Here is a 21,898-nt window from a genome sequence, read left to right as displayed (position 1 = left end):
AATGAGCGTCGCCCGATGAGCGTTATCGAGTTGGCAACCGGCCAGGGCCTCACCCTCAGCCAGGTGGAGATCGTTCACCCGGCGCCCGGCGGCGTGCGCCACATCATCGGGCCGGTCAGCCTGTCCGTGCCGCCCGGCGAGGTGGTCACCGTCATGGGCCCCAGCGGCTGCGGCAAGTCGAGCCTGCTGGCAATGATCTGCGGGACTCTCGACGCTGCCCTGGAGGGGAGCGGGCGGGTGCTGCTGAACGGTGCCGACGTCTCCGACAAGCCGCCTGAGACGCGCCACGTCGGCATCCTGTTCCAAGATGATCTTCTCTTCCCGCACCTCTCGGTCGCCGGCAATCTCGCCTTCGGACTGCCTGCCGCGGTGAAGGGCCGCCGCGCTCGGCGGGCGCGCATCGAGGCGGCACTGGCCGAGGCCGATATGCTGGCCTTCTACGACCGCGATCCGACGACGCTGTCGGGCGGTCAGCGCGCGCGTATCGCCCTGCTGCGCACGCTGCTGTCGGAGCCGCGCGCCCTGCTGCTGGACGAGCCCTTCGCCAAGCTGGACGTTGCCCTGCGCGCGAAGTTCCGCAGCTTCGTCTTCGAGCACGCCCGTGCCCAGGCGCTGCCGACTCTGCTTGTCACACATGACCCGCAGGACGCCGCCGATGCCGGCGGCCCGCGCCTGCAGATCGACGCCGACGGGCGTGTCCTCGGCGGGCGCGCCAGCGGCCGCGGCCACCGCCCAGGCGGCACGCCCTGAAAAGCGCAAACGGCAACCGCGAGGCGCCATTTCACACATTTTCAATGGATTTTTCTCGGGATCAGGGGGCCCTTTCTTGTCTGCCCGGCACGGCGTAGACTGACGGCGGAAAGCGCGCCGCCGGTCCCTCCCTGGAATGTCCACGAGGTGACGCCTTTGGGCCGGCCGACAGAGGAACAGCAAGGCCATGTACAGGGCGACGACGGACTCTATCAGCGTGACGGTGAAACCGATCTATCTGGAAGAACAGTCCTCCCCCACCGAGAGCCACTATGTCTGGGCCTACCAGGTGCGGATCGAGAACACCGGCAGCGAGACGGTGCAGTTGCTGAATCGTCACTGGCAGATCACCGATTCCATGGGGCGCGTGCAGGAAGTGCATGGCGCCGGCGTGGTCGGCGAGCAGCCTATGCTGGAGCCGGGCGAGAGCTTCGAATACACCAGCGGCACGCCGCTCAGCACGCCCTCCGGCATCATGGTCGGCAGCTACGAGATGGAGGCCGCCGGGGGCCGGCGCTTCGATGTCGAAATCCCGGCCTTTTCCCTGGACAGCCCGCACCAGCCCGTGCAACTGAACTGACCTGCTACCCCGGGGGCTAAGAATCAGGAGGCCAAGCCCCTTGGAGCGGGCCTTTTGGCATTGTTTGCGGACCAGCAGGAGGAGGCCGGCCGAGCGTGACCAGCAGCCAGAAAATCCAGACCTTGCAGAAGCTTGAACGGCCGTCGCGCGAGGAAGCACTCGGCGCGGTGGAGACGCTGATCCGCTGGGCCGGCGACGATCCGGCGCGCGAAGGGCTGGCCGGTACTCCGGACCGCGTGGTGAAGTCCTTCGAGGAGTTCTTCGAGGGCTACGCGGTCGATCCGGTGGAACTGCTGGAGCGGACCTTCGAGGAGGTCGAGGGCTACGACGAAATGGTGCTGCTGCGCGACATTCGTTTCGAATCCCACTGCGAGCACCACATGGCGCCGATCATCGGCAAGGCCCACGTCGCCTACATGCCGGACAACCGCGTGGTCGGCATCTCCAAGCTGGCGCGCGTCGTCGAGGCCTATGCCCGGCGCCTGCAGATCCAGGAGAAGATGACCGCGCAAATCGCCAACACGATCAACGAGGTGCTGAATCCCAAGGGTGTCGCAGTGGTCATCGAGGCGACGCACCACTGCATGACCACGCGCGGCGTGCACAAGCCCGGCACATCGATGGTCACCAGCCGTATGCTGGGCATGTTCCGCACCAATGCCTCGACGCGCCGCGAGTTCCTCTCCCTCGTCGGAACGCCCACGAGCCTGGGCCACGACGGCGGCTGAGCGGCCGGCAGTTTCGATGCAGGGGGGCGGGGTACCGGGGGATCATGAACAGCGTGGCCGCAAGACCGGCATGCAGGGCTGAAGCGGCGCAATGATCGAGCTGCGCCCCGTCATCTTCGTCATCGGCATCCTGCTGACGGTCCTGGCGATCGCCATGGTGATTCCCGCCATCGTCGACATTGCCGTCGGCCACCCCGACTGGCAGGTATTCCTGGTCGCCGCCTTCGTCACCCTCTTCGTCGGCGTCTCCATGATGCTGACCACGCGCGCCAGCCTGCGCCGCTTCTCGATCCGCCAGGCTTTCGTGATGACCAATCTCGCCTGGCTGGTCATCGTCATCTTCGGGGCCCTGCCGTTCCTCTTCTCGGAGCTTGAGCTCAACCCCGTCGACGCCTTCTTCGAGGCGATGTCCGGCGTCACCACCACGGGATCGACGGTGATCGTCGGCCTGGACTTCGCGCCCCCGGGCATCCTGCTTTGGCGCGCTATCCTGCAGTGGCTGGGCGGCATCGGCATCATCGTCATGGCCGTCGCCATCCTGCCGATGCTGCAGGTCGGCGGCATGCAGATGTTCCGCGTCGAGGCCTTCGACGCCGACAAGGTGCTGCCGCGTGCCGCGCAGATCGCCGGCGGCATCGCCATCGTCTACGTCTTCCTGACCGCCGTGAGCACCCTGGTCCTGTGGTCACTGGGGATGTCCGGCTTCGACGCCGTGGCGCACGCCATGACCTCCATCGCCACCGGCGGCTTTTCCACCTACGACGCCTCGGTCGGCCATTTCGACAACGCGGGCATCGACTGGGCGATCAGCGTCATCATGATCCTCGGCTCGGTGCCCTTCGTGCTGTACCTCAGAGTCGTCCGCGGCGACCTCCGGCCCGTCTTTTCCGATACCCAGGTGCGCTGGTTCCTTGCCATCGTCGCCATCTCGGTGGGCCTGGTGGCGCTGTGGCTGTACCACTTCGACCTCATGGACCCGCTCGACGCGCTGCGCTACAGCGCCTTCAACGTCATCTCGGTGATGACGGGCAGCGGCTTCGCCACCGCCGACTACGGACGCTGGGGCAGCTTCGTGGTGTCGCTCATGTTCGTACTTATGTTCGTCGGCGGCTGCGCGGGGTCGACGACCTGCGGCATTAAGATCTTCCGTCTGCAGGTGCTCTACGCCACGGCTCAGGCGCAGATCCACCGCCTGACGCAGCCCAACGGCGTGTTCTTCCCCTACTACAACAGGAAGCCGATCCCCGAATCCGTCGCCACCTCGGTCATGAGCTTCTTCTTCCTCTTCGCCACCTGCTTCGCCCTGCTCGCTGTCGGGCTCGGCATGACGGGCCTCGACTTCATCACCGCCGTCTCGGGCGCCGCCACGGCGATCTCCAACGTCGGCCCAGGCCTCGGCGACGTCATCGGACCGGCCGGAAACTTCGCGACCTTGCCCGACAGCTCCAAGCTGCTGCTGTGCCTGGGCATGCTGCTTGGCCGCCTCGAGCTCTTTACCGTCCTCATCCTCCTGGCGCCGAGCTTCTGGCGCGGCTGAGAAAGGCTTCATGGTTTCCATCCGTCCCCAGACCCGTGACCTCATCGAACGCCTGGTCGGCTTCGACACCACCTCCGCCAAGTCGAACCTGGCTCTCATCGACTTCGCGCAGGACTACCTGGAGAACCAGGGCGCGCGCTGCCGCCGTACCGTCAATCCGGAGGGCACCAAGGCCAACCTCTTCGCCAGCTTCGGCCCCGAGGCGCCGGGCGGCGTGGTGCTGTCCGGCCACAGCGACGTGGTGCCGGTGGACGGCCAGGCCTGGGACAGCGACCCCTTCACCGTAATCGAGCGCGACGGCTGCCTCTACGGGCGCGGCACCGCCGACATGAAGTCCTTCCTCGCCACGGCCATGGCGCTGGCGCCGGAATTCCAGGCCCAGCCGCTGAAGCACCCGCTGCACATCGCGCTCTCCTTCGACGAGGAGGTCGGCTGTACCGGCGTCGGCCACATGATCGACGACATCACCGCCCGGTTGCCGCTGCCCGCGATGGTCATCGTCGGCGAGCCGACGTCCATGCGCATCATCCACGGCCACAAGGGCTGCTACATCTTCGAGACCCGGGTGCGCGGCCAGGCGGCGCATTCCAGCCAGCCGCACCGCGGCGGCAACGCCATCATGGCGGCTGGCCGGCTCATCGCCTTCCTCGCCGAGCTGGCCGCCGACAAGCGCCGCACGGCGCCAGCCGGCAGCACCTTCGATCCGCCCTACACGACATTCAACCTAGGCGAGGTCGAGGGTGGCAAGGCAGTGAACATCGTCGCGCAGGACTGCCGCTTTGCCTGGGAGTTCCGCCCGGTTCCCGGCGAGGACATCGAGGCGGTCATCGCCGCCTTCAGAGCCTATGCGGAGAACGAGGTGTTGCCCGCCCTCCGCGAGTTCGCGCCGGAAGCTGCCATCGAGACCGAGCAGATGGCGACGGTGCTGCCGCTGACGCCGGAGAGCGACGGTGCCGCGGAGAGCCTGGTGCGCCGCCTCAGCGGCTCCAACACCGCGGCCGGGGTGGTTTCTTTCGGGACCGAGGGCGGCCTGTTTCAGAGCGCCGGCATGTCCACCGTGGTGTTCGGCCCCGGCTCCATCGACCAGGCGCACAAGCCCAACGAGTTCATCGCCCTGGAGCAGGTCGCCGCCTGCGAGGAATTCCTGCTGAAACTGCGCGACTGGGCAGCAGGCGCTTAGGCCTTCTCGAAGCGCAGTTCGGCACCGAAGAAGCGGCTCGCAAATTCGGAGACCCGGGCCGGGTCGCCGGAGGTGAGGAAGCGGCGATGGCCGGCCTCGCCCTGCTGCACGGCAAAGCGCTCGTGGCGCGTCAGGTAGTCGGCCAGGCTGTCGGCGACGATGGCCGGCTGGTCGAGCAGCTGCACGCCCTTCGGCAGCGCCTCGGCGAAGAGCGGCGCCACCAGGGGATAGTGGGTGCAGCCCAAGACTGCGGCATCAGGCGCGCGTCCCTCGGTCTGCGCCAGCATGGCGGCGACGTAGCCGGAGACCAGCTCGCGCAGCACGGCTTCGGATTCGCCGGCTTCGATGGCATTGACCAGATGCGGACAGGCCTGGCTCACCACCCGCATGTGCGGCGCACGCAGGCCGACTTCGAAGGGATAGGCGCCGGAATGCGTGGTGCGCTGGGTCGCAAAGACCGCGACCATTCCGTCGGGCGCGACCTTGCCCGGCACCCGCGTGCCGTCACGCCAGGAGACGCCTGCCAGCGCCTCCACCATCGGCACGAAGACCCCCAGCACCCGGCGCTCCGGCGCCGCTTGCGGCAGCCAATCCTGCTGCAGCCGTCTGAGCGCGATCGCCGAAGCCGTGTTGCAGGCGATGAGCACCAGCAGACAGCCCTCGGCGAAGAGCCGCTCAACCGCCGCCAGGGTGAGCGCGTAGATCTCCTCCTCCGGGCGCGGCCCGTAAGGCGCGTTGCCGTGGTCGCCCAAGTAAATGAAGGCTTCGCGGGGCATGCGCTGAGTCAGCGCATGCAGCACCGTAAGGCCGCCATGGCCGGAATCGAACACACCGATCATCGCACGATCCGCTCCGCCCTTTCGCTCCGCACTCTACAGGCGGCGCTTCACAGCATGATGTAGGGGAAGAAGGCCGACTTGATGGTTTCTTCGAGCTGGTCGTTGAGGTCGTTCATCGTGTCCTCAGTCAGGCGGTACCACACCTGCTCGCGCTCCTTGAGGCTGATGTCTTCCGGCACGGTGACGGAGCGGGATGCCTCGGCCTTGGCGGTACCCTGGACCTGGCGGCCGTCCAGCACCTGCATCTCGACGACGATGCGGGTCTCGTAGCGCTCCGACTGGTCGGTGGTCAGCATGCCGGTGACGCCGGTGGATTTCGGCAGCTCCGTCTCCACCGCCGAGGCCTGGCGAATGATGTAGCGGAAGGTCAGGCGGTCACCGCCGGCGACCAGACGGTCCTGCGCCCAGCGCGCCGCCGCGTCCTTGGGCTGCACCGGGAAACGGTGGTCGACGTTGGGTTCCCTGCCCGGCGTCACGTAGGCCTGCTCGATCTGGATCTCGCCGACGTCGAGGCGGATGTCGGGCAGATGCTGGTAGGTGATCTGGGCGAAACGGTTGCTCGGATCGTCGACCGCGCAGGCCGATACCAGGCCGGCAACCAGGACGAGGGCGGCAAAACGCAAGGAGGCACGCATGGCAGTCTTCCTATCGAAACGGAACGGGAGTGACGATTCGGCAACGTTTGCACCGGCGGCACGTTCCTCCGCCGACCGCCGCCATCTTATAAACCGCAACCTATGAATAAGTGGGGAATCAGGCAGGATCAAGGCAGCTCCGAACGGCGGCGCCGGCCACCGCCCTGATCAGTCCGCGTAGATGCGATCCAAGTCGTCGTTGTCGAAGCTGTAGAGGGTGGTGCAGAACTCGCAGGTCACCTCCACCGAGCCGCCGTCGGTCTTCATCTCCTCGATTTCCGCGCGCGGCATGGTCTTCAGCACGTTTTCCAGCTTTGCGCGGGAGCACCGGCAGCCGTCGGTCAGGGACCGCGGCTCGAAGACGCGCACGCCCTCCTCGTGGAACAGGCGGTATAGCAGATCATGGAACTTGAGCGAGTCGTCCAGCAGCTCGTCCTCGCTGCAGCTCGCCTGCAGCACCATGGCACGGCGCCAGTCGTCCTCGTCCTCGATGGCGTGGACGGCTTCCTCTGGCAGGCGCTGCAGCACCAGGGCGGCGGAAACCCAGTGCGCCCCGCGCCGCCCGGCGGCCAGCACGATGCCGCTCTGCAGCTGTTCGGACTGCATGAAGTAGTGCTGCAGGCAGTCCGCGAGGGTGTCGCCGTTCAGCGCCACAATGCCCTGGTAGCGCTCGCTGTAGCTGCCCTGGTCGACGGTGAAGGCGAGGTGGCCCTTACCGAAGAGCTGCGCCACCGTCGGCTGCCCGCCGCTCTCGGCAATCAGCGCATCGAGGCGCGCCTGGTCGAAGCCGGCATAGCCGCGCATCTCGCCCTCGGAAGTGACGTCGACCACCATCATGCGCAGCGGCCCATCGCCGCTGGCCTGCAGGGTGAAGATGCCGTCGTACTTGATGAGGCTGGCCAGCGCGCCGCAGAGCGCCAGCATCTCCGCCAGCAGGCGGGCGACCGGCTCCGGATAGGCGTGGCGCGACAGGACGCGGTCGCAGACGCCCTCCAGGCGCAGCAGGCGCCCGCGGATCCCGGAGGATTCGATCAGGAAGGGTTGCACCTGGTCGGCCTGCAGGCCGCCAGGACCGGTGCGGCCTTCTGGCATCAGCTTTCCCTACGTGTCTTAAAATGCATGAGCTTGCGAGAGGACATTGGCCTCAGGACAGGCACCAGGCGAGGATGCCCTTCTGCGCGTGCAGGCGGTTCTCCGCCTCGTCCCACACCACCGACTGCGGCCCGTCGATCACCGAGGCGGTCACCTCGTCGCCGCGGTGCGCCGGCAGGCAATGCATGAAAATCGCGTTCGGCTTGGCCAGCCCCATCACGCGGTCGTCGACCTGGTAGGAGCGCAGCAGGTTGTGACGGCTCTCGCCGTCGCCGTCGCCCATGGAGACCCAGGTGTCGGTGACCACCGCGTCGGCGTCGCCGACCATGGCCTCGACGTCGCTGGAGACGACGATCCTGCCGCCCTGGGCCGCCGCCCAGTCCAGCACCCGCTGCGGCGGGCGCAGCATCTCCGGGCAGGCGAGGCGCAGCTCGAACCTGAAGCGCACCGCCGCGTGAATCCACGAGGTCGCCATGTTGTTGCCGTCGCCCGACCAGGCCACCACCTTGCCCTCGATGGGACCAAGATGCTCCTCGAAGGTCATCACGTCGGCCATCAGCTGGCAGGGGTGGGTGACGTCGGTCAGGCCATTGATCACCGGCACCGTGGCGTACTCCGCCAGTTCCAACAGGATCGACTCCTTGGTGGTGCGGATCATGATCGCGTCGACGTAGCGCGACAGCACGCGCGCGGTGTCGGCAACGGTCTCGCCGCGGCCCAGCTGGGTGCCGCTCGGCTCCAGCACGACGGCGTGGCCGCCCAGCTGGTGTGCCGCCACCTCGAAGGAGACGCGGGTGCGGGTCGAAGGCTTCTCGAAGATCATCGCCAGCGTCTTGCCGGCCAGCGGCAGGGCGTTGGTGCTGGCCGGCTCGCCGCGCTTCATACGTACCGCCTCGTCCAGCATGAAGCGCAGCTCGGCGGTCTCGAAGCTGTCGAGGTCGAGAAAATGCTTGGGCTTTGCCCGCTTCTTCAACTCGCTCATCTCAGGCCGCCTTCGCGATGGCGCTGCAGGCGCGCTCGATGGCCTGCACCGCTTCTTCAACTTGGCGGGCCTCGATGATGAGCGGCGGCAAGAGGCGGATGACGTTCTCCGCCGCGCCCACCGTCAGCAGGCCTTCTTCACGCAGCTTGGCGACCAGCTCGGTGTTCGGCACCACGCACTTGATGCCGACCATCAGCCCGGCGCCGCGCACCTCCGCCAGGATGTGCGGGAAGCGGGCGATGAGATCCTCCAGCTTGCCGCGCAGCAGCTTGCCCATCGCCTGCACCTGGGGCAGGAAGGCGGGCTCCAGCATGACGTCCAGCACTGCATTGGCGACCGCCATGGCCAGCGGATTGCCGCCGAAGGTGGTGCCGTGGATGCCCGGCACCATGCCGCCGCAGGCCTTCTCGGTGGCCAGGATGGCGCCGATCGGGAAGCCGCCGCCCAAGCCCTTGGCCAGCGCCATGACGTCCGGCTCGATCCCCGCCCATTCGTAGGCGAAGAGCTTGCCGGTACGGCCCATGCCGCACTGGATCTCGTCGAGCACCAGCAGCATGCCGTATTCGTCGCAGACGTTGCGCAGGGCGCGCAGGTATTCCAGATCCGCCGGGCGGATACCACCTTCGCCCTGGATCGGCTCGACCAGGACCGCGCCGGTCTCCGGGCGGATGGCGTTGCGCAGTTCGTTCATATTGCCGAAGGGCACATTATCGAAGCCCTCGGCGATCGGCCCGGCGCCTTCCAGGTACTTGGGATTGCCGGCCGCCGAGAGCGTGGTCAGCGTGCGCCCATGGAAGGCCCCAGAGCAGGAGATCACCCGCATGCGCTCCGGCTGGCCGGCGGCATAGTGGTAGCGGCGCGCCAGTTTCAGCGCGCCCTCGATCGCCTCGGCGCCGGAATTGCAGAAGAACACCTTGTCGGCGAAGGAGTTCGCCACCAGGCGCTCGGCCAGGCGGCGGCCCTCGGGGATCTGGTAGAGATTGGAGACGTGCCACAGCTTGGCGCCCTGCTCCTGCAGGGCCTTCACCAGGTGCGGATGGCTGTGCCCCAGGGCATTCACCGCGATGCCCGCCGCGAAGTCCAGGAATCGTCGCCCGTCCGCCGTGTAGAGATAGGGGCCTTCGCCGCGCTCGAAAGCGAGGTCGGCGCGCGCATAGGTATGCATCAAGGCGTCGCTCACGGACCGAACTCCTATACCTTGCCCAACCAGCCTTGCCAGGCCTGAAGGGCCGAAATGCCTCATATTCTGGGGCGGGGACGGGTCTTCCTGCCGCCGGCGCCGGAGATCCGGGGCCGGCCGCGTCCAGCCTACACGGACCCAATACTACCAGGGGCCGGGGCTGAAGGGGCGACACTATTGGCACAATGCCCCTTGCTGTCAACTGGAGCGCCGGTTTTCCGCTGATCTTCCCGCCCTTTGCGCCCCCAGGCCAGGGCCATCACTGCAACCGCGTCAAGGTGTAGCCGCGCTGCTCGAGCAGCCTGAGCACCCCCTCTTCGCCAGGCAGGTGCAGCGCGCCGACGGCGACGAAAGCCGAATGCCGCTCGAAATAAGGCAGCATGCGCTCGACCATACGGTGGTTGCGTTCATTCAGTAGGCGATCGGTGTATTGTCGGGCCAGTACAGGGCCCAGATGGCTGAGACTGTGCTCCCAAAGAGCATAGCTGAGTGCCAGATTGCCTTCGACATAGACCGCCACCCGATCGACCCGCAGACGACCGTCATAGTAGGTCTCAATCGCCGATCGCAGCATGGCCACCTGATCGTCCATCGGGATGCCCGCGAAGGACTGCCACTGCTCCTGGGCGGTCTCCAGGAAATCTACCTCCCGGTTCGCCTTTCTGGCGCGCACGATCAGCCAGTCGTCCAGAATGGGTTTCTCGGGACTCTCGGTTTGCCCGATGGATATCTCCCGGCCGGACAGCGCGACCCAGGAGACCCAGGGCTGTTCCCGGAAGTAGTTATACAGAGGCAGCCGATGCCGGAAGATCAGCCTGCGCAGATCGCGATAAGTGCTGCTGCCGATAACGTCTTCCAGGGATTGCCCCTTGGGGAGCTCAATATACTGGCGCCGCTTCTCAAGGCTCATCGGGCGGCGGTAATCCACCTCGAAAATCGCGATGTCTGCCTCCGTAAAGGCTGTCTCAACGGCCTGGGGCAACGCGTACACCCGTGGATCGGTCACGTGCATGGTGCCGAAGATGTAGCTGGGCGGCGCTCCAGGGTGATCGACCTGCCAGAGACGGCCGTGTCCATGCGGGATGTCCATCGGCGGCGGCATGGGTAGCGGAGCCGAGCAGGCCGCGGTCAACAAGGCAAAGGCAATCGCCGCCCCCCTGGAGAACGGCCGACACCTTGCCACCACTGCCGACAGCCACGACGACAACATCGATCGATCGCCTCGGCTACAGCAGGCGTGCGACCGTAAGGCCGCGCTGTTCCAGCAGGCGCAGGATGCCCATTTCTCCCGGCAGGTGGAGACTGTCGAGGGCGACGAAGATCGACTTCTCCTGCATCAGCGGCAGCAGGCGATCCACCATGACACCGTTGCGGTCGGTGATGCGCCGGGCATCGAGAGTGGCCGCCGTTTCAGGCTGCAGCCAGCTTAGATATTCGCGCCACACGGCATCCAACCTTGCCAGGTCGCCATCGAGATAGAACCGTCCCTTGGTGGTCTGTGGCGGCAAACCCTCGTAGCGGTCGAGCGTCACCTTCAGCATGTCGGCCTGCTGGTCCAGCGGTATCTTGTCGTAGATGTCGAAGTATTCCTGCTCCGTCATAAGTCCCTCGATTTCCATGCCGCCTTCGTCGGCTCGGCTCCGCAGGCGGGTAACTTGGAATTCGTAGGTTCGATATTCATAATCTTTGTACTCCCCGAATCCGAAGTTCTCGCCGCCGAGGTAGACCCACATGACCCAAGGCTTTGCCTTGGGGTTGGGGAGGCGCTGCCTCTGCTTCATATGCCAGCTAAGGGTGCCGAAACTGCGCGCGCCAATCAGATCGTCCAGCGTCTGATCGCCGGACAGCTCCAAATTCTCTTCGGTATAGATTTCCGCTTTCAGATACTGATCTCCGACTCCTTCGAGGACCAGCGCCTCCGTCTTTCCAAAGGCTTCGGTGACCGCCGGGGGCAAATCCAGCGCCCGCTTGTCAAGCCCGTCGAAGGTCGCAAAGACGTAGCTGGTTTCTAGGCCGGGCCCGTCGACCTGCCAAAGGCGCCCCTGGCCATGCGGAATCTGGGAAGGATCCGGCACGAAGGGCTTCACCGGACTGCACGCGGCTAGCCCCAGGGCCGGCATCGCGGCCAGCAGAAGCAGCACCCCGTATCGGCGCAGACGGCCGCCTCCGCACCTTAAAAAATCGGTCATCCCAGACCCTCTCCCCTAATCCCCTCAGAGGGAGAGCATTGCATCTTGAAAGAGAAGTTTGAAGCTTGACTTTTCAACCTGAAGGCATGCGGGCTGGGTGTCTTCCTAGTAGACCCGGGTCACCCGGTAGCCGCGCTGTTCCAGCAGGTGCAGCATGCCCTCGTCGCCGGGCAGGTGGGCGGCGCCGACGGCGATGAAAGCCTTGCCGCGCTCCAGCAGAGGAACGGCGCGCTCCACCATCTGGCGGTTGCGCTGGTCCAGCAGGGCCTCCATGAGAGGCCGCAGGCTGGGGTCGTTCTTCAGCTCGGCTTCCATTTCCTCGAAGAAGGAAGACATGTCTCCAGCCAGATAGTCCTCGATCAGGCGCTCGACGCGGTCGGGCTCGCGCTCCATCTGCTTGACCAGCTCGCGCAGCATGCTGGCGTGATCGCGCGCCGGAATCGAGTCCATGAAGGCGAAATGCTGTTCCAGGGTTTCCAGACCCTCGACCCGCATGCCCAGGTCGTAAGCCCACTGGATGAGCCAGAGATCGAAGATGAGGTCACCCTGGGCCTGACGCTGATGCTCTTCGGGCGAGTAGGAGAAGAGGTAGATCAGCGCGAAGGGATGCAGTTCATCGATGTCCTTCTCCGGCAAACCATAGCGCTTGGCGTGGGCGACCAGCTTGTCGAAGGTTTCGGCATCGACCAGCCGGGACAGTCGCGGGGTCTTCTCCGCCGGTTCGAAGAGCGCGCCCATCGCCTGGCGCTCCTCCGGCGTCATGCGCAATTCGAAGGCGGCCTGCTCGGAACCTTCGAACGCCTCGCGGATCGGCCCCGGCAGGTCGCGGATTCGCCGATCGGTGAGGTGGACGGTGCCGATGATGTGGCTGGGCGGCGCGTCGCCGCGTTCGATGCGCCACAGGCGCCCTTCGACATGGCGGATCGGGTGGCTGTCGGCGGCGGCCGCCAGCCCGGCCGCCACGACCAGGAACAGCGCGAAAAGCGGGAAGCCCCAATAAGGCTTCATGCGTGGGAGAGCGGGGCTGCGAGGCATGTCCAGGCTCCGAAGTCATGCGATCCGCCGAAGGCCAGCGGATCAATCGCCGGTTGCGGACAGCCTGGACGACAAAGCTTAAGATTCGCCCAAAGACGGCATTTCCTGGAACATCGGAGCCTTAGTAGGCGCGGGTCACGCTGTAGCCGCGCGCGGCCAAGCGGGCCAGCACCCCCGCCTCACCCGGCAGGTGCGCGGCACCGATGGCGATGAAGGCGCCGCCGTCGCGCAGCAGCGGGGCGATGCGCGCGGCCATGATGCGGTTGCGATCGTCAATCAGCCGTGCCTTGAAGCGCTCGGCAGCCTCGACATCGCTGACGGCAGAGACGTCGTTGGCCTCTTCCATCGCCACGCTGAGGTCGCCTTTCAAATAGGCGCGGAAGATCCGGTTGAAGTTCGCATCGATGTTCTCATGATCCGCCAGCATGTCGGTGACCATGGCGACCTGCTCGGCTTCGCTCATGCCGTTGAAGATCTCGATCTGCTCGTCCATCGTCTCCAGCGCCTCGACCGACTTGCCGCGCTGGCGCGCCTGGTCCTGCAGCCAGCTGTCGAAGGCGGGTTCGCCCTGCGAGAGGCGCACCAGCTCGATCTGCGGGAAGGCCAGATAGAGGCTGAGCGCCCAGGGCTTCAGGCTCTGCAGGCCCTCGGCCGCAACCCCCAGCGGCGCGACGGCATCGACGGTGCGCTGGAACAGCGCCGGGCCAAGGATGTCCTCCAGCCGGCGATCCGGGGGCAGCCGCATCGCGCGCGCCATCTTGTCGTTGCCCTGCTGACTGTCGATCAACTCGAAGGCGGCAACGCGGGACTGGTTGAAGGCCTGGTCAATCTGAGGCGGCAGCTTGCGCAGGCGCGCGTCGGTCGAGTGGATGGTGCCGAGCACATAGCTGACCGGCCCGCCGCCCTCGCGCTGCACCTGCCACAACAGGCCCTGGCTGTAGGGCAGGTCCTGGGCGCCGGCGCTCCCGACGGCAGGCGTGAGCCACAACAGCGCGGCGGCCAGCGCCGGCATCACCGCCGCCTTCAAGGGCGCCTTCAAGGGCGCCGTGCGGAAAAGGAACCTATGCAGTGATTTCAGCATCGCTTGCCTGATCCCTATTTTATTCATTCCCTGCGCAGGGGGCCCGAGAACTCTCACGGCCGGATCTTGTAGCCCGCCGCGAAGAGCCGCCAGGCAACCAGCGCCAGCGCCAGATTCAGGACCATAAGGATCATCGCGCCCAGCGCCAGCGAGGTCTCCGCCTGGCCGATAAACCCGGCGCGGAAGCCGTCGACGGCGTAGAAGATTGGATTGTAATAGATCCAGTCCCGCCAGCCGTCCGGCAGCCGCGCCACCGTGAAGAAGGTACCCGAGAGCAGGCCCAGCGGCACGATGACGAAGCCCTCGACCGCACTGTAATGGTCCCAGCGCTCCGCCCAGAGGCCCGTGATGATACCCAGGAAGGCGAAGAGCAGCGCCGTCGCCACGGCAAACCCGAGGAGCACCGTCACGTCGAAGGATGAATAATCCACGAACAACGCGGTGCCGGCGGCGACCAGCAGGCCGGCGGCGATCCCGCAGCTGGCCGCCGAGAGCGCGAAACCGGCGACGATCTCCAGCGCCGACAGCGGCGCCATCTGCACGTCGGCGATGGTGCCCTCCATCTTGTCCATGACGATCATCGCCGCGGAGTTCTGGAAGGCGGTGTAGATGACTGTGTTGAGAACGATGCCCGGAGCGACGAATTCGGTAAGGCCGATGCCGGGCAGCATCTCGCCGGCGATGCCGCGCTGCCCCACCACGAAGACCAGCAGGAAGAGCAGGCTGGAGATCAGCGGGCCGGCCAGGGTCTCCAGGCCGAAACGCAGGAAGCGCGAGATACCGTAACCATAGTAGATAGCCCAGAGGCCGCGCCAGTTGACGGCGCGGAAAGCCGGGGCGCGCCAGGCACGGAAGGCGAGCCTGACGGGCGCGCCGCCGCTCATGGCTTCAGCCGGTAGCCGGTCGCGAACATGCGGTATGTCACCGCCCAGAGGAAGAGGTTGAAGCCGGCCATGACCGCGATACCCAGCAGCAGGTTGCCGTCGGCATGGCCGATGAAGCCGTAACGGAAGCCGTCGATCATGTAGAAGAACGGGTTGAAGTGGGCGACGATTTGCCAGGTCTGCGGCAGACGCTCGATGGAATAGAAGGTGCCGGAAAGGAAAGAAAACGGCGTGATCACGAAGTTGGTCACCGCCGCGATGTGATCGAACTTCTCCGACCAGATGCCGCCGATCATGCCGAGCAGGGCCAACATCAGCGAGGCCATGACCGCGTGGTAGAGAATGAACAGCGGGTTGTGGATAGTGACCGGCACGAAGATCCACATGCCGAGGCCGACAGCGAGCCCGACCATGACGCCGCGCGTCGCGCCGCCACCGGCAATGCCCAGGGTCAGCTCCAGCGGCGACAGCGGCGGCATCAGGATATCGACGATGTTGCCCTGCACCTTGGCGATGACCAGCGAAGAGGAGGTGTTGGCGAAAGCGTTCTGCACCATCGCCATCATTATGAGGCCCGGCGCCAGGAAAGTTGCGAAGGCAACGCCACCGACCTCGCGCCCGCCGCCGCCCAGTGCCAGGGTGAAGATGGCGAGGAACAGCAGCGTGGTCACCATCGGCGCCAGCAGGGTCTGCGTATAAACGTTGAGGAAGCGGCGCACTTCCTTCATGTAGAGGGTCCACAGGCCGCGCCAGTTTACGCGCCCGATCTGCCTCACACGGGCGCCGGTAAGGGAGAGAGACGGTTGGTCCATGGCGCTTCACATAAACCGCGGCAGGCCGCCACGCAAGTATGGCCCGCGGGCGGCGCGGCTGCGCCCAGGACATGGCTGGAGCCATGGCTGGAGACATGGCAGATCGCATGGCCGGGGCCATGCCGAGGGGCACGACCCGACCGATGAGCGCGGAGAAAACCGGCAAAAAGGACCACGTCAAGCGGCGGCGGCAGCCGCTGAAGGCGACCCCTGAGGGGCTGGAGCGCTCGGCGCTCTACTACCTTGAACGCTACGACAGCTCCAGCGGCCACCTGCGCCGGCTGCTGCGCCGCAAAATCGCCCTCTCGCAGAAAGTTCATGGAACCGACCCGGAAGAAGGCGCCGCGGCGCTGGAACGCCTGATCGCGCGCCTCACCGGCCTCGGCCTGCTCGACGACGCGCGCTATGCCCGCGAGCGCGTGCGCAGCCTGCTGGCGCGCGGCACCTCGACGGCCATGATCAGGGCCAAGCTGGCGGCCAAGGCGGTGCCTTCCGCCCTGACAGAGGCGGCGCTGGCCGAGCATCTGGGGGACAGCGGCGGTGCGGAGTTGCGGGCCGCGCTACGCTACGCCAAGCGGCGGCGACTCGGGCCATTCCGGCTTAAGGAGCGTGAAGACCGCCGCGCGCGCGACCTCGCCGCCCTCGGGCGCCAGGGCTTCGACTATGAAACCGCCCGCAAAGTGGTCGATTGCGAGGACCCGGTCGCCCTGGAGGCCGAGATCGCCGGACCGTGACGGCGCCGGGAAAACAGCCTGCATCCGATCCCGGCGGCATTGCGTAGATGGTGGAAAGGCCCCGCGATCGAAACGCCTGTGAAGGAAACCCTGGGGCCTTTCCGAATTCGATTTGGTGCAGCGCAGCATAGCACCGCATAATGGCGGCACTGCCGCGGCAACCGGCCCAAAACCGTGAAGAGGAAGCGATGCATAGGTTCCTGAAATTTCTCACCCCCCTGGCTCTCACCCTGGCTCTCAGCGGCGCCCTCGGCGGGGGGGCGCACGCCATGGGCAGCGACAGCGACTCCAGTAAGCCGATGGACCCGAACTACGCCCAGGCCAAGCAGCTGATCGAGGACGGCAAGTACGCCGAGGCCGTTCCGCTATTGCAGGAAGTCGTCGCCAAGGACGCCAAGAACGCCGATGCCTTCAACTACCTCGGCTACAGCAACCGCCAGCTCGGCAACCACGACGCCGCGCTGTCCTTCTACCAGCAGGCCCTGACGCTGGAGCCCAAGCACCGCGGCGCCAACGAATACCTCGGAGAGCTCTACCTGACGCTCGGCGACCTGCCGAAGGCGCAGGAGCGCCTCGACGTGCTGGACGGCGCCTGCTTCTTCGGGTGCGACGAATACACCGAACTGAAGAACGCGATCGCCGCTTACAAGGCCAAGACCGGCAGCTGAGGGAGCCGGGAAAGCGGCCTACTCCGCCGCTTTCCCGGCAATCGCGAACACGCTGGGCTCAGGTAGGTCCAGCGCGCTCTTGAGCACATGCACCCCCAAAGCCTGGGAGCGGCCGCGCAGGTCGATCTCATGGTGCGGGAAGGCGCCGAGGTCGAGCCCGGCGTGCCCGGCCAGGGGCGCCGAGACGATGAGCTGGGCATCGAACTCCTTGGTCAGCGCCTCCAGGCGGCTGGCGGTGTTCACCGCGTCGCCGATGGCCGTCAGCGAGGTCGCCGCGCCGTAGCCCATCTCGCCGACGATGGCATAGCCGCTGTGCAGGCCGATGCCGATGCGCAGCGGCTCGGGCAGGTCGTGGGCGAGGCTTCGGTTCAGCTCATCGAGCGACAGTGCCATGCGGCGCGCCGCCTCCAGCGCGTTGCGGCTGCCCTGCTCCACACCGCGCTCGATACCGAACAGCGCCATGACGCCGTCGCCGATGAACTTGTCGATACGCCCGCCGGCCTGCTCCACCGCCGTGCCCATGGCGGTGAAATAGCGGTTGAGGACGAAGACCACGTCGTAAGGCAGCCGGTCCTCGGCCAGGGTCGTGAAGCCGCGCAGGTCGGCGAAGAGGATGGCGATCTCGCGCTCGTCGCCCTGCAGGTAGCCGGGGCGCGGCTGCGCCAGCCTCGGGCCGGCGCCGGCCGGCAACAGCGGCGTCACCTCGCAGTCGTCGAAGACATGCGCCTGGCAGGCCAGGCGCACGTTGGGGGCGGCGCCGATGCGGGCCAGCACGCGGCGTTCCTCGGCACCCGGTGCCGGCAGCGCGGCGCCGCCGCGGCCGACGCGCACCCGGCAGGTCGAGCAGCGGCCGCGCCCGCCGCAGACCGAAGCATGCGGCACGCGCGCGAGGTGGCTGGCCGCCAGGATGGTCTCGCCCTTGCGGATGGCGATCTGGCGCCCGCCGGGATAGCTGATGCGCACCATGCCCTGGCGCCGCTGCCACAGGCGCCACAGCAGACGGGCGACCAAGGTCAACAGCAACAAGGCAAAGAAGCCGTAAACCACACCGTCGCGCAGCGCGAGCACCTCGGCAGTTTCGGCGGCGGAGACGGCATTGGCGCGCGCCATCACGCCGGAAATGAAGCCCGGATCTTCCTGGGCGCGGCGCAGCACCTCCCGCCCGGCGGCAAGGTAGCCGGCCAGCGCCAGGGTCGGCAGCAGGACCGCGCCGGCCAGGCCGTAGGGGGCAAAGCGCGGATACCAGGCCTTCAGCCGCAGCCAGAGGTGCAGGCCGATGCAGCCGTGGATCCAGACCACCAGCACAAGGGCGATCTGCTGGACGACATAGCCGAGATCGAAGGCCCACTGGGCGGTGACCACGTAAAGGTAGCTGTCCTCGACCCCGTACACTTCGTGCACCAACCGGGTGCCGAGGATGTGGAGAGCGGCCAGCGGAATGATCAGCACACCGAAGCCGTAGCGCAGGGCCTCCAGCAGCGGCATCGCCAGGCTCTCGCGCCGGAAGATCGCATAGAAGGCCAGCCCCAGGTGCACCAGCAGGCTGAGGTAGAGCAGCAGCGAGACCGGGAGCGGGCGCCAGACGGCCAGAAAGACATAGCGCCCGGCCTCGAGCGCGGAAAAAGACAGCAGCCCCGGCACCAGGTTCAGCAGATGCGTGAAGACGTAGATGAAGAGGACGAGACCGCTGATCAGCCGCAGGCGCCGGACCATGCTTTTTCCCTTGCTGTCATTGCGCTGGCTGCGAGCGGCGGGCAAACCAATCGGACGGCAGATCATAGGCGGGCACGGCGGGCTTGAAAATGGCCCTCGCTGCCTGATATTGGCGGGGCGGCCCGGCCGTGGCTCCCTTTTCACGGAGCCCCCGGGTCGCGGCACAGCGCAGAGGACCGAGATGGCCGAGAACGATGACGGCAAGCCGGCAGACGCCCCTCCAGGGAATGAGGCCGGCCGCGAGGCGCGGCGCGAAAGGCGTCGCGAGCGCCCGCAGCGCGTTTTCGACACCTCGGTGCCGTCGCCCTGCATCGCCGTCTGCCAGGTCGACCCCAGGAGCGATCTCTGCATCGGCTGCCGGCGCCACATCGACGAGATCCGCGAGTGGCCGATCATGACCGCCGAGCAAAAGCGCGCCGTCCTCGCCGCACTGCCCGACCGTCGCTAGCCCCCTCGCGCCGCCGGCCGGTCCCGTCGCTGACAGGGAATGACTAAACGTGCAGGGGCGCGCCGATCTGGCGCTCGGCGGCCTGGCTGGCGAAGAGGGCCCGCATGATCCGCTCCTGGACTCGCAGATCGAGTTCGGTGAACACCCCCGCCAGTTCGCGGCGCTCGCGGTCGACCCAGACGACCACTGCGACACAGTCGAAGCTCACCGGCACGCCGCCTTCATCGCCGGGCAGATCCGCCGGGAGCGAAAGGCTGACGCTGAGCCGGATGGTGTCGCCGGGATAGTGCTCGGTGCCAAAGCCCACGGCAGAGAAGCCGCGACGGGACCAGTCTTTCAAGGGGTAGTCGCGGCCGTTCACGGAGATATGCCCGTTTACCCGAGTGCCGCGTGGCTCTAAGCGTCGATCGAAGCGGGCGGCGGTCATACGCCGGAACAGGGAGAAAACCATGCCCTGATAATGCCCCGGCGTTCTGAAGCTTTCGTTAAAGATTGCCTCAATAAGTGGCAAATTCAATCTCAGCGCGGGGAAAGACGCCGTTCTACATCGAACGGCGCAGGCGCACCTCGAGCGGGCGGAAGCGGCTGCGATCCATCAGGGCCGAGCGTGCCAGGGTGACCCGTCGCGACGGGTCGAGGATGTCGCGCAGGCAGACGTGCGCGACGGCACGCGAATCGGTGAAGAAGGACTCCACCTCCCACTGGCGGGCGGCCTTGCGCATTTCCTGAAACCGCTGGCCAACCCGCAGACCGAATCCTGCAATGCTCTGCGGCATGTCCAATCCTCAAGCAGCCGCCAGGGCGATGTTCCGGGCCGATGCTCCGGGCGACACCGCCTTCTTCGGCGCACGGCTGAGAGTTAGCAATATCGCGCGGCCAAGCCGTGGGCAACCGTGCGGTCTGTGGCAAGGCGTGTAAAAATCGGGGCAGAGATGAGGCAAACAATCATAGGATTTTTTACCCCCAACCAGAAACAGGCCCTCTCGCGAGCGTCAGCCGGAACGGCGCCCTGGCGTGACGCCTTGGCACTCAACAAACTGTTTTTAAGTAGATTATTCCACATCAAGCCGGGTGAGGATGTCGCTTCCCGGAAGCTTCTGAAGCGCTTTCCAGCCTGCCTTGGCATCGCCTCGCTATTAGTCAATTCGGCTATGTAGATTTACCTTCCATTAATCAATAAGCGGTAACCAGAGGGTTAAGCATCGTTAGGATCCGGTAAATGAATGGATCGAAGCGACTCCTGCTGGTGACGGGAAACGAGGGTGAGGCCGCTTACGTGCGCGCCTCCCTGGCGGCAGGACTTTTCGCTCATGAGATCACCCGCGCCGGCAGCCTGCCGGACGCCATCGCCGCGCTCAACGGAATCCCCCGGGACTGCGCGCCCTACGACGCCATCCTCTTCGACATCGGTCTCAACGGCTGCCGCCCCACGGAGGCCGTGCGCCGCCTGGTCACCACCGCGCCCGATACGGCGATCCTGATCATAGCCGGCAGTGCCGATGTGCCGGCGGCCATCGAAGCGGTGGAGGAGGGCGCGCAGGACTACATTCTGTGGTCCAGCTTCAACGGCGGGGCCCTGGCGCATCGCCTGCAGTTCTGCATCGAGCGCTTCGAACTGGAACGCGAGATGCGCCGCCGCCTGCGCGAGGCCGAGCGGCTCGCCGCGCGCTTTGACAGCCTGGTGCGCGACAATGCCGACGCCATCATGGTGCTGAACATGAATGGCCGGGTGAAGTTCGCCAACACCGCCGCCGCCAAGCTGTTCGGGCGCAACGCGGCCAGCCTGATCGGCAGCGATCCGGGCATTCCGGTCCAGCGCGGCACAGCCATGGAGATTGCGATCGGCCGGCGCGGCGGCAGCGACACTGTGGTCGAGATTCACATCGCGCAGACGATCTGGGACAACGAGCCTGTGTGGCTGGCGAGCCTGCGCGATGTCTCCCAGCGCAAAAATGCCGAGCGCGCCCTGGTCCTCGCCAAACAGCAGGCCGAGTTGGCCAGCGAGACGAAGTCGAAGTTCCTGGCGCACATGAGCCACGAACTGCGCACACCGCTCAACTCCATCCTCGGCTTCACCGAGATCATGCAGAAGGGGGTCTTCGGCTCCATCGAGAGCCCGCGCTATCTCGACTACCTCGACACTATCCGCAACTCCGGCACGCACCTGCTCACCCTCATCAACGATCTCCTCGACCTGTCAAAGATCGAAGCGGGCCGTGAAGAGCTGCAGGAAGAGACCGTCGACCTGCCGGCCTTGCTGCGCGCCGCCGCCCACGCGGAGGAAGCGACTGCCCGCGACCACGGTCTGGCCCTCGTCTGCGAGATCGAACGCCACCCGCGCCTGCTGCGCGCCGACCCGGTGAAGCTGAACCAGATCGTGCTGAACCTGCTGTCCAACGCCATCAAGTTCACTCCGGAAGGCGGCCTCGTCACGCTGCAGGGCCGCCAGTCGCTGGACGGCGGATACGCGATCATTGTGGCCGATACCGGTTGCGGCATGGACCCCGACGACATTCCCGAGGCGATGGGCGCCTTCGGCCAGATCCGCACCCCCTACATCCGCAAGGCTGACCGCGGCACCGGCCTGGGCCTGCCGATTGCCCGCAGCCTGGCCGAACTGCATCAAGGCAGCCTGGAGATCACCAGCCGGCCCGGCACCGGCACCAGCGTCACGGTCCTCTTGCCGCCCGAGCGGGTGCTGACGGGACGGGCGGCCGCGCCGGTCATCGCCTCCGACGGCCGCGCCCACTGCGGCTCCTGAATCTTCGCCGGCATGAGCAATCCTGCCGCCGGAGAGTGAGCCGCGGCAGCCGGGCAGACGACTGACAGGC

General features: G+C 66.5%; 23 protein-coding genes. 9 read left to right on the top strand and 14 right to left on the bottom strand.

From position 1 onward, the window contains the following. Positions 1–15 precede the first annotated feature (15 nt). From WDC82_RS08540 to argE, 5 genes are all read left to right on the top strand, one after another. Complete coding sequence (locus tag WDC82_RS08540; RefSeq protein WP_340116837.1) at positions 16–750, top strand: ATP-binding cassette domain-containing protein; 735 nt, start codon at positions 16–18, stop codon at positions 748–750. A 187-nt stretch (positions 751–937) separates the two neighbouring features. After that, positions 938–1,330 carry a Co2+/Mg2+ efflux protein ApaG gene (apaG, locus tag WDC82_RS08535; RefSeq protein ID WP_340116836.1) on the top strand — a complete coding sequence of 131 codons (393 nt, stop codon included), beginning with the start codon at positions 938–940 and terminating at the stop codon, positions 1,328–1,330. Positions 1,331–1,425: 95 nt separating this feature from the next. Further along, on the top strand, positions 1,426–2,058 hold the full coding sequence (gene folE, locus WDC82_RS08530) for a GTP cyclohydrolase I FolE (RefSeq protein WP_340116835.1): 633 nt from the start codon (positions 1,426–1,428) through the stop codon (positions 2,056–2,058). Positions 2,059–2,149: 91 nt separating this feature from the next. Continuing rightward, entirely contained in the window at positions 2,150–3,595 is a 1,446-nt protein-coding gene (locus tag WDC82_RS08525) for a TrkH family potassium uptake protein (protein WP_340116834.1), read from the top strand. A 10-nt stretch (positions 3,596–3,605) separates the two neighbouring features. After that, positions 3,606–4,775: an acetylornithine deacetylase gene (gene argE, locus WDC82_RS08520; RefSeq protein WP_340116833.1), complete on the top strand. Its 1,170-nt coding sequence runs from the start codon at positions 3,606–3,608 to the stop codon at positions 4,773–4,775. Here argE and murI read toward each other — a convergent pair. The 11 genes from murI to WDC82_RS08465 form a co-directional block, all read right to left on the bottom strand. Further along, a complete protein-coding gene (murI, locus tag WDC82_RS08515; RefSeq protein ID WP_340116832.1) occupies positions 4,772–5,614 on the bottom strand; it encodes a glutamate racemase in 843 nt (280 codons plus the stop codon). The genes argE and murI overlap by 4 nt on opposite strands. A 47-nt stretch (positions 5,615–5,661) precedes the next feature. Beyond that, positions 5,662–6,249 carry a hypothetical protein gene (locus WDC82_RS08510; protein ID WP_340116831.1) on the bottom strand — a complete coding sequence of 196 codons (588 nt, stop codon included), beginning with the start codon at positions 6,247–6,249 and terminating at the stop codon, positions 5,662–5,664. Positions 6,250–6,417: 168 nt separating this feature from the next. Then, positions 6,418–7,341, bottom strand: coding sequence for an Hsp33 family molecular chaperone HslO (locus WDC82_RS08505; RefSeq protein WP_340116830.1), 924 nt, complete (start codon positions 7,339–7,341; stop codon positions 6,418–6,420). A 52-nt stretch (positions 7,342–7,393) separates the two neighbouring features. Beyond that, a complete protein-coding gene (gene argF / locus WDC82_RS08500; RefSeq protein WP_340116829.1) occupies positions 7,394–8,323 on the bottom strand; it encodes an ornithine carbamoyltransferase in 930 nt (309 codons plus the stop codon). Between the two features lies 1 nt (position 8,324). Then, a complete protein-coding gene (locus WDC82_RS08495) occupies positions 8,325–9,503 on the bottom strand; it encodes an aspartate aminotransferase family protein (protein ID WP_340116828.1) in 1,179 nt (392 codons plus the stop codon). A 259-nt stretch (positions 9,504–9,762) separates the two neighbouring features. Next, a complete protein-coding gene (locus WDC82_RS08490) occupies positions 9,763–10,713 on the bottom strand; it encodes a TraB/GumN family protein (RefSeq protein WP_340116827.1) in 951 nt (316 codons plus the stop codon). 16 nt (positions 10,714–10,729) lie between these two features. Next, positions 10,730–11,692, bottom strand: a complete 963-nt coding sequence (locus tag WDC82_RS08485) for a TraB/GumN family protein (protein ID WP_340116826.1) — start codon at positions 11,690–11,692, stop codon at positions 10,730–10,732. A gap of 105 nt (positions 11,693–11,797) precedes the next feature. Next, a complete protein-coding gene (locus WDC82_RS08480; protein WP_340116825.1) occupies positions 11,798–12,727 on the bottom strand; it encodes a TraB/GumN family protein in 930 nt (309 codons plus the stop codon). A 121-nt stretch (positions 12,728–12,848) separates the two neighbouring features. Continuing rightward, positions 12,849–13,808, bottom strand: a complete 960-nt coding sequence (locus WDC82_RS08475) for a TraB/GumN family protein (protein WP_340116824.1) — start codon at positions 13,806–13,808, stop codon at positions 12,849–12,851. A gap of 53 nt (positions 13,809–13,861) precedes the next feature. Continuing rightward, complete coding sequence (locus WDC82_RS08470; RefSeq protein WP_340116823.1) at positions 13,862–14,692, bottom strand: ABC transporter permease; 831 nt, start codon at positions 14,690–14,692, stop codon at positions 13,862–13,864. Then, positions 14,689–15,504, bottom strand: a complete 816-nt coding sequence (locus tag WDC82_RS08465; protein WP_340116822.1) for an ABC transporter permease — start codon at positions 15,502–15,504, stop codon at positions 14,689–14,691. The genes WDC82_RS08470 and WDC82_RS08465 overlap by 4 nt, the downstream gene beginning before the upstream one ends. A 143-nt stretch (positions 15,505–15,647) precedes the next feature. Between WDC82_RS08465 and WDC82_RS08460 the strand changes: the two genes are divergently transcribed. Both WDC82_RS08460 and WDC82_RS08455 read left to right on the top strand, forming a co-directional pair. Then, positions 15,648–16,238, top strand: a complete 591-nt coding sequence (locus tag WDC82_RS08460; protein ID WP_340116821.1) for a regulatory protein RecX — start codon at positions 15,648–15,650, stop codon at positions 16,236–16,238. A gap of 188 nt (positions 16,239–16,426) precedes the next feature. Next, positions 16,427–16,906, top strand: coding sequence for a tetratricopeptide repeat protein (locus tag WDC82_RS08455; RefSeq protein ID WP_340116820.1), 480 nt, complete (start codon positions 16,427–16,429; stop codon positions 16,904–16,906). 18 nt (positions 16,907–16,924) lie between these two features. Here WDC82_RS08455 and WDC82_RS08450 read toward each other — a convergent pair whose 3' ends face one another. Then, positions 16,925–18,619: an adenylate/guanylate cyclase domain-containing protein gene (locus WDC82_RS08450; protein ID WP_340116819.1), complete on the bottom strand. Its 1,695-nt coding sequence runs from the start codon at positions 18,617–18,619 to the stop codon at positions 16,925–16,927. Positions 18,620–18,800: 181 nt separating this feature from the next. Here WDC82_RS08450 and WDC82_RS08445 point away from each other — a divergent pair, with 181 nt between their 5' ends. Beyond that, positions 18,801–19,067, top strand: a complete 267-nt coding sequence (locus WDC82_RS08445; protein WP_340116818.1) for a DUF1289 domain-containing protein — start codon at positions 18,801–18,803, stop codon at positions 19,065–19,067. A 43-nt stretch (positions 19,068–19,110) separates the two neighbouring features. On the opposite strand, the gene WDC82_RS08440 is transcribed toward WDC82_RS08445, so the two are convergent. Both WDC82_RS08440 and WDC82_RS08435 read right to left on the bottom strand, forming a co-directional pair. Then, positions 19,111–19,518 carry a hypothetical protein gene (locus WDC82_RS08440; RefSeq protein WP_340116817.1) on the bottom strand — a complete coding sequence of 136 codons (408 nt, stop codon included), beginning with the start codon at positions 19,516–19,518 and terminating at the stop codon, positions 19,111–19,113. 91 nt (positions 19,519–19,609) lie between these two features. Further along, positions 19,610–19,843, bottom strand: a complete 234-nt coding sequence (locus tag WDC82_RS08435) for a hypothetical protein (RefSeq protein WP_340116816.1) — start codon at positions 19,841–19,843, stop codon at positions 19,610–19,612. A 443-nt stretch (positions 19,844–20,286) separates the two neighbouring features. Between WDC82_RS08435 and WDC82_RS08430 the strand changes: the two genes are divergently transcribed. Next, positions 20,287–21,828: an ATP-binding protein gene (locus WDC82_RS08430; RefSeq protein WP_340116815.1), complete on the top strand. Its 1,542-nt coding sequence runs from the start codon at positions 20,287–20,289 to the stop codon at positions 21,826–21,828. Positions 21,829–21,898 lie beyond the last annotated feature (70 nt).

The sequence above is a fragment of the Pelagibius sp. 7325 genome (genome assembly GCF_037652055.1).
Classification (GTDB): domain Bacteria; phylum Pseudomonadota; class Alphaproteobacteria; order Kiloniellales; family Kiloniellaceae; genus Pelagibius.
This window is presented reverse-complemented; position numbering and strand designations above follow the sequence as displayed.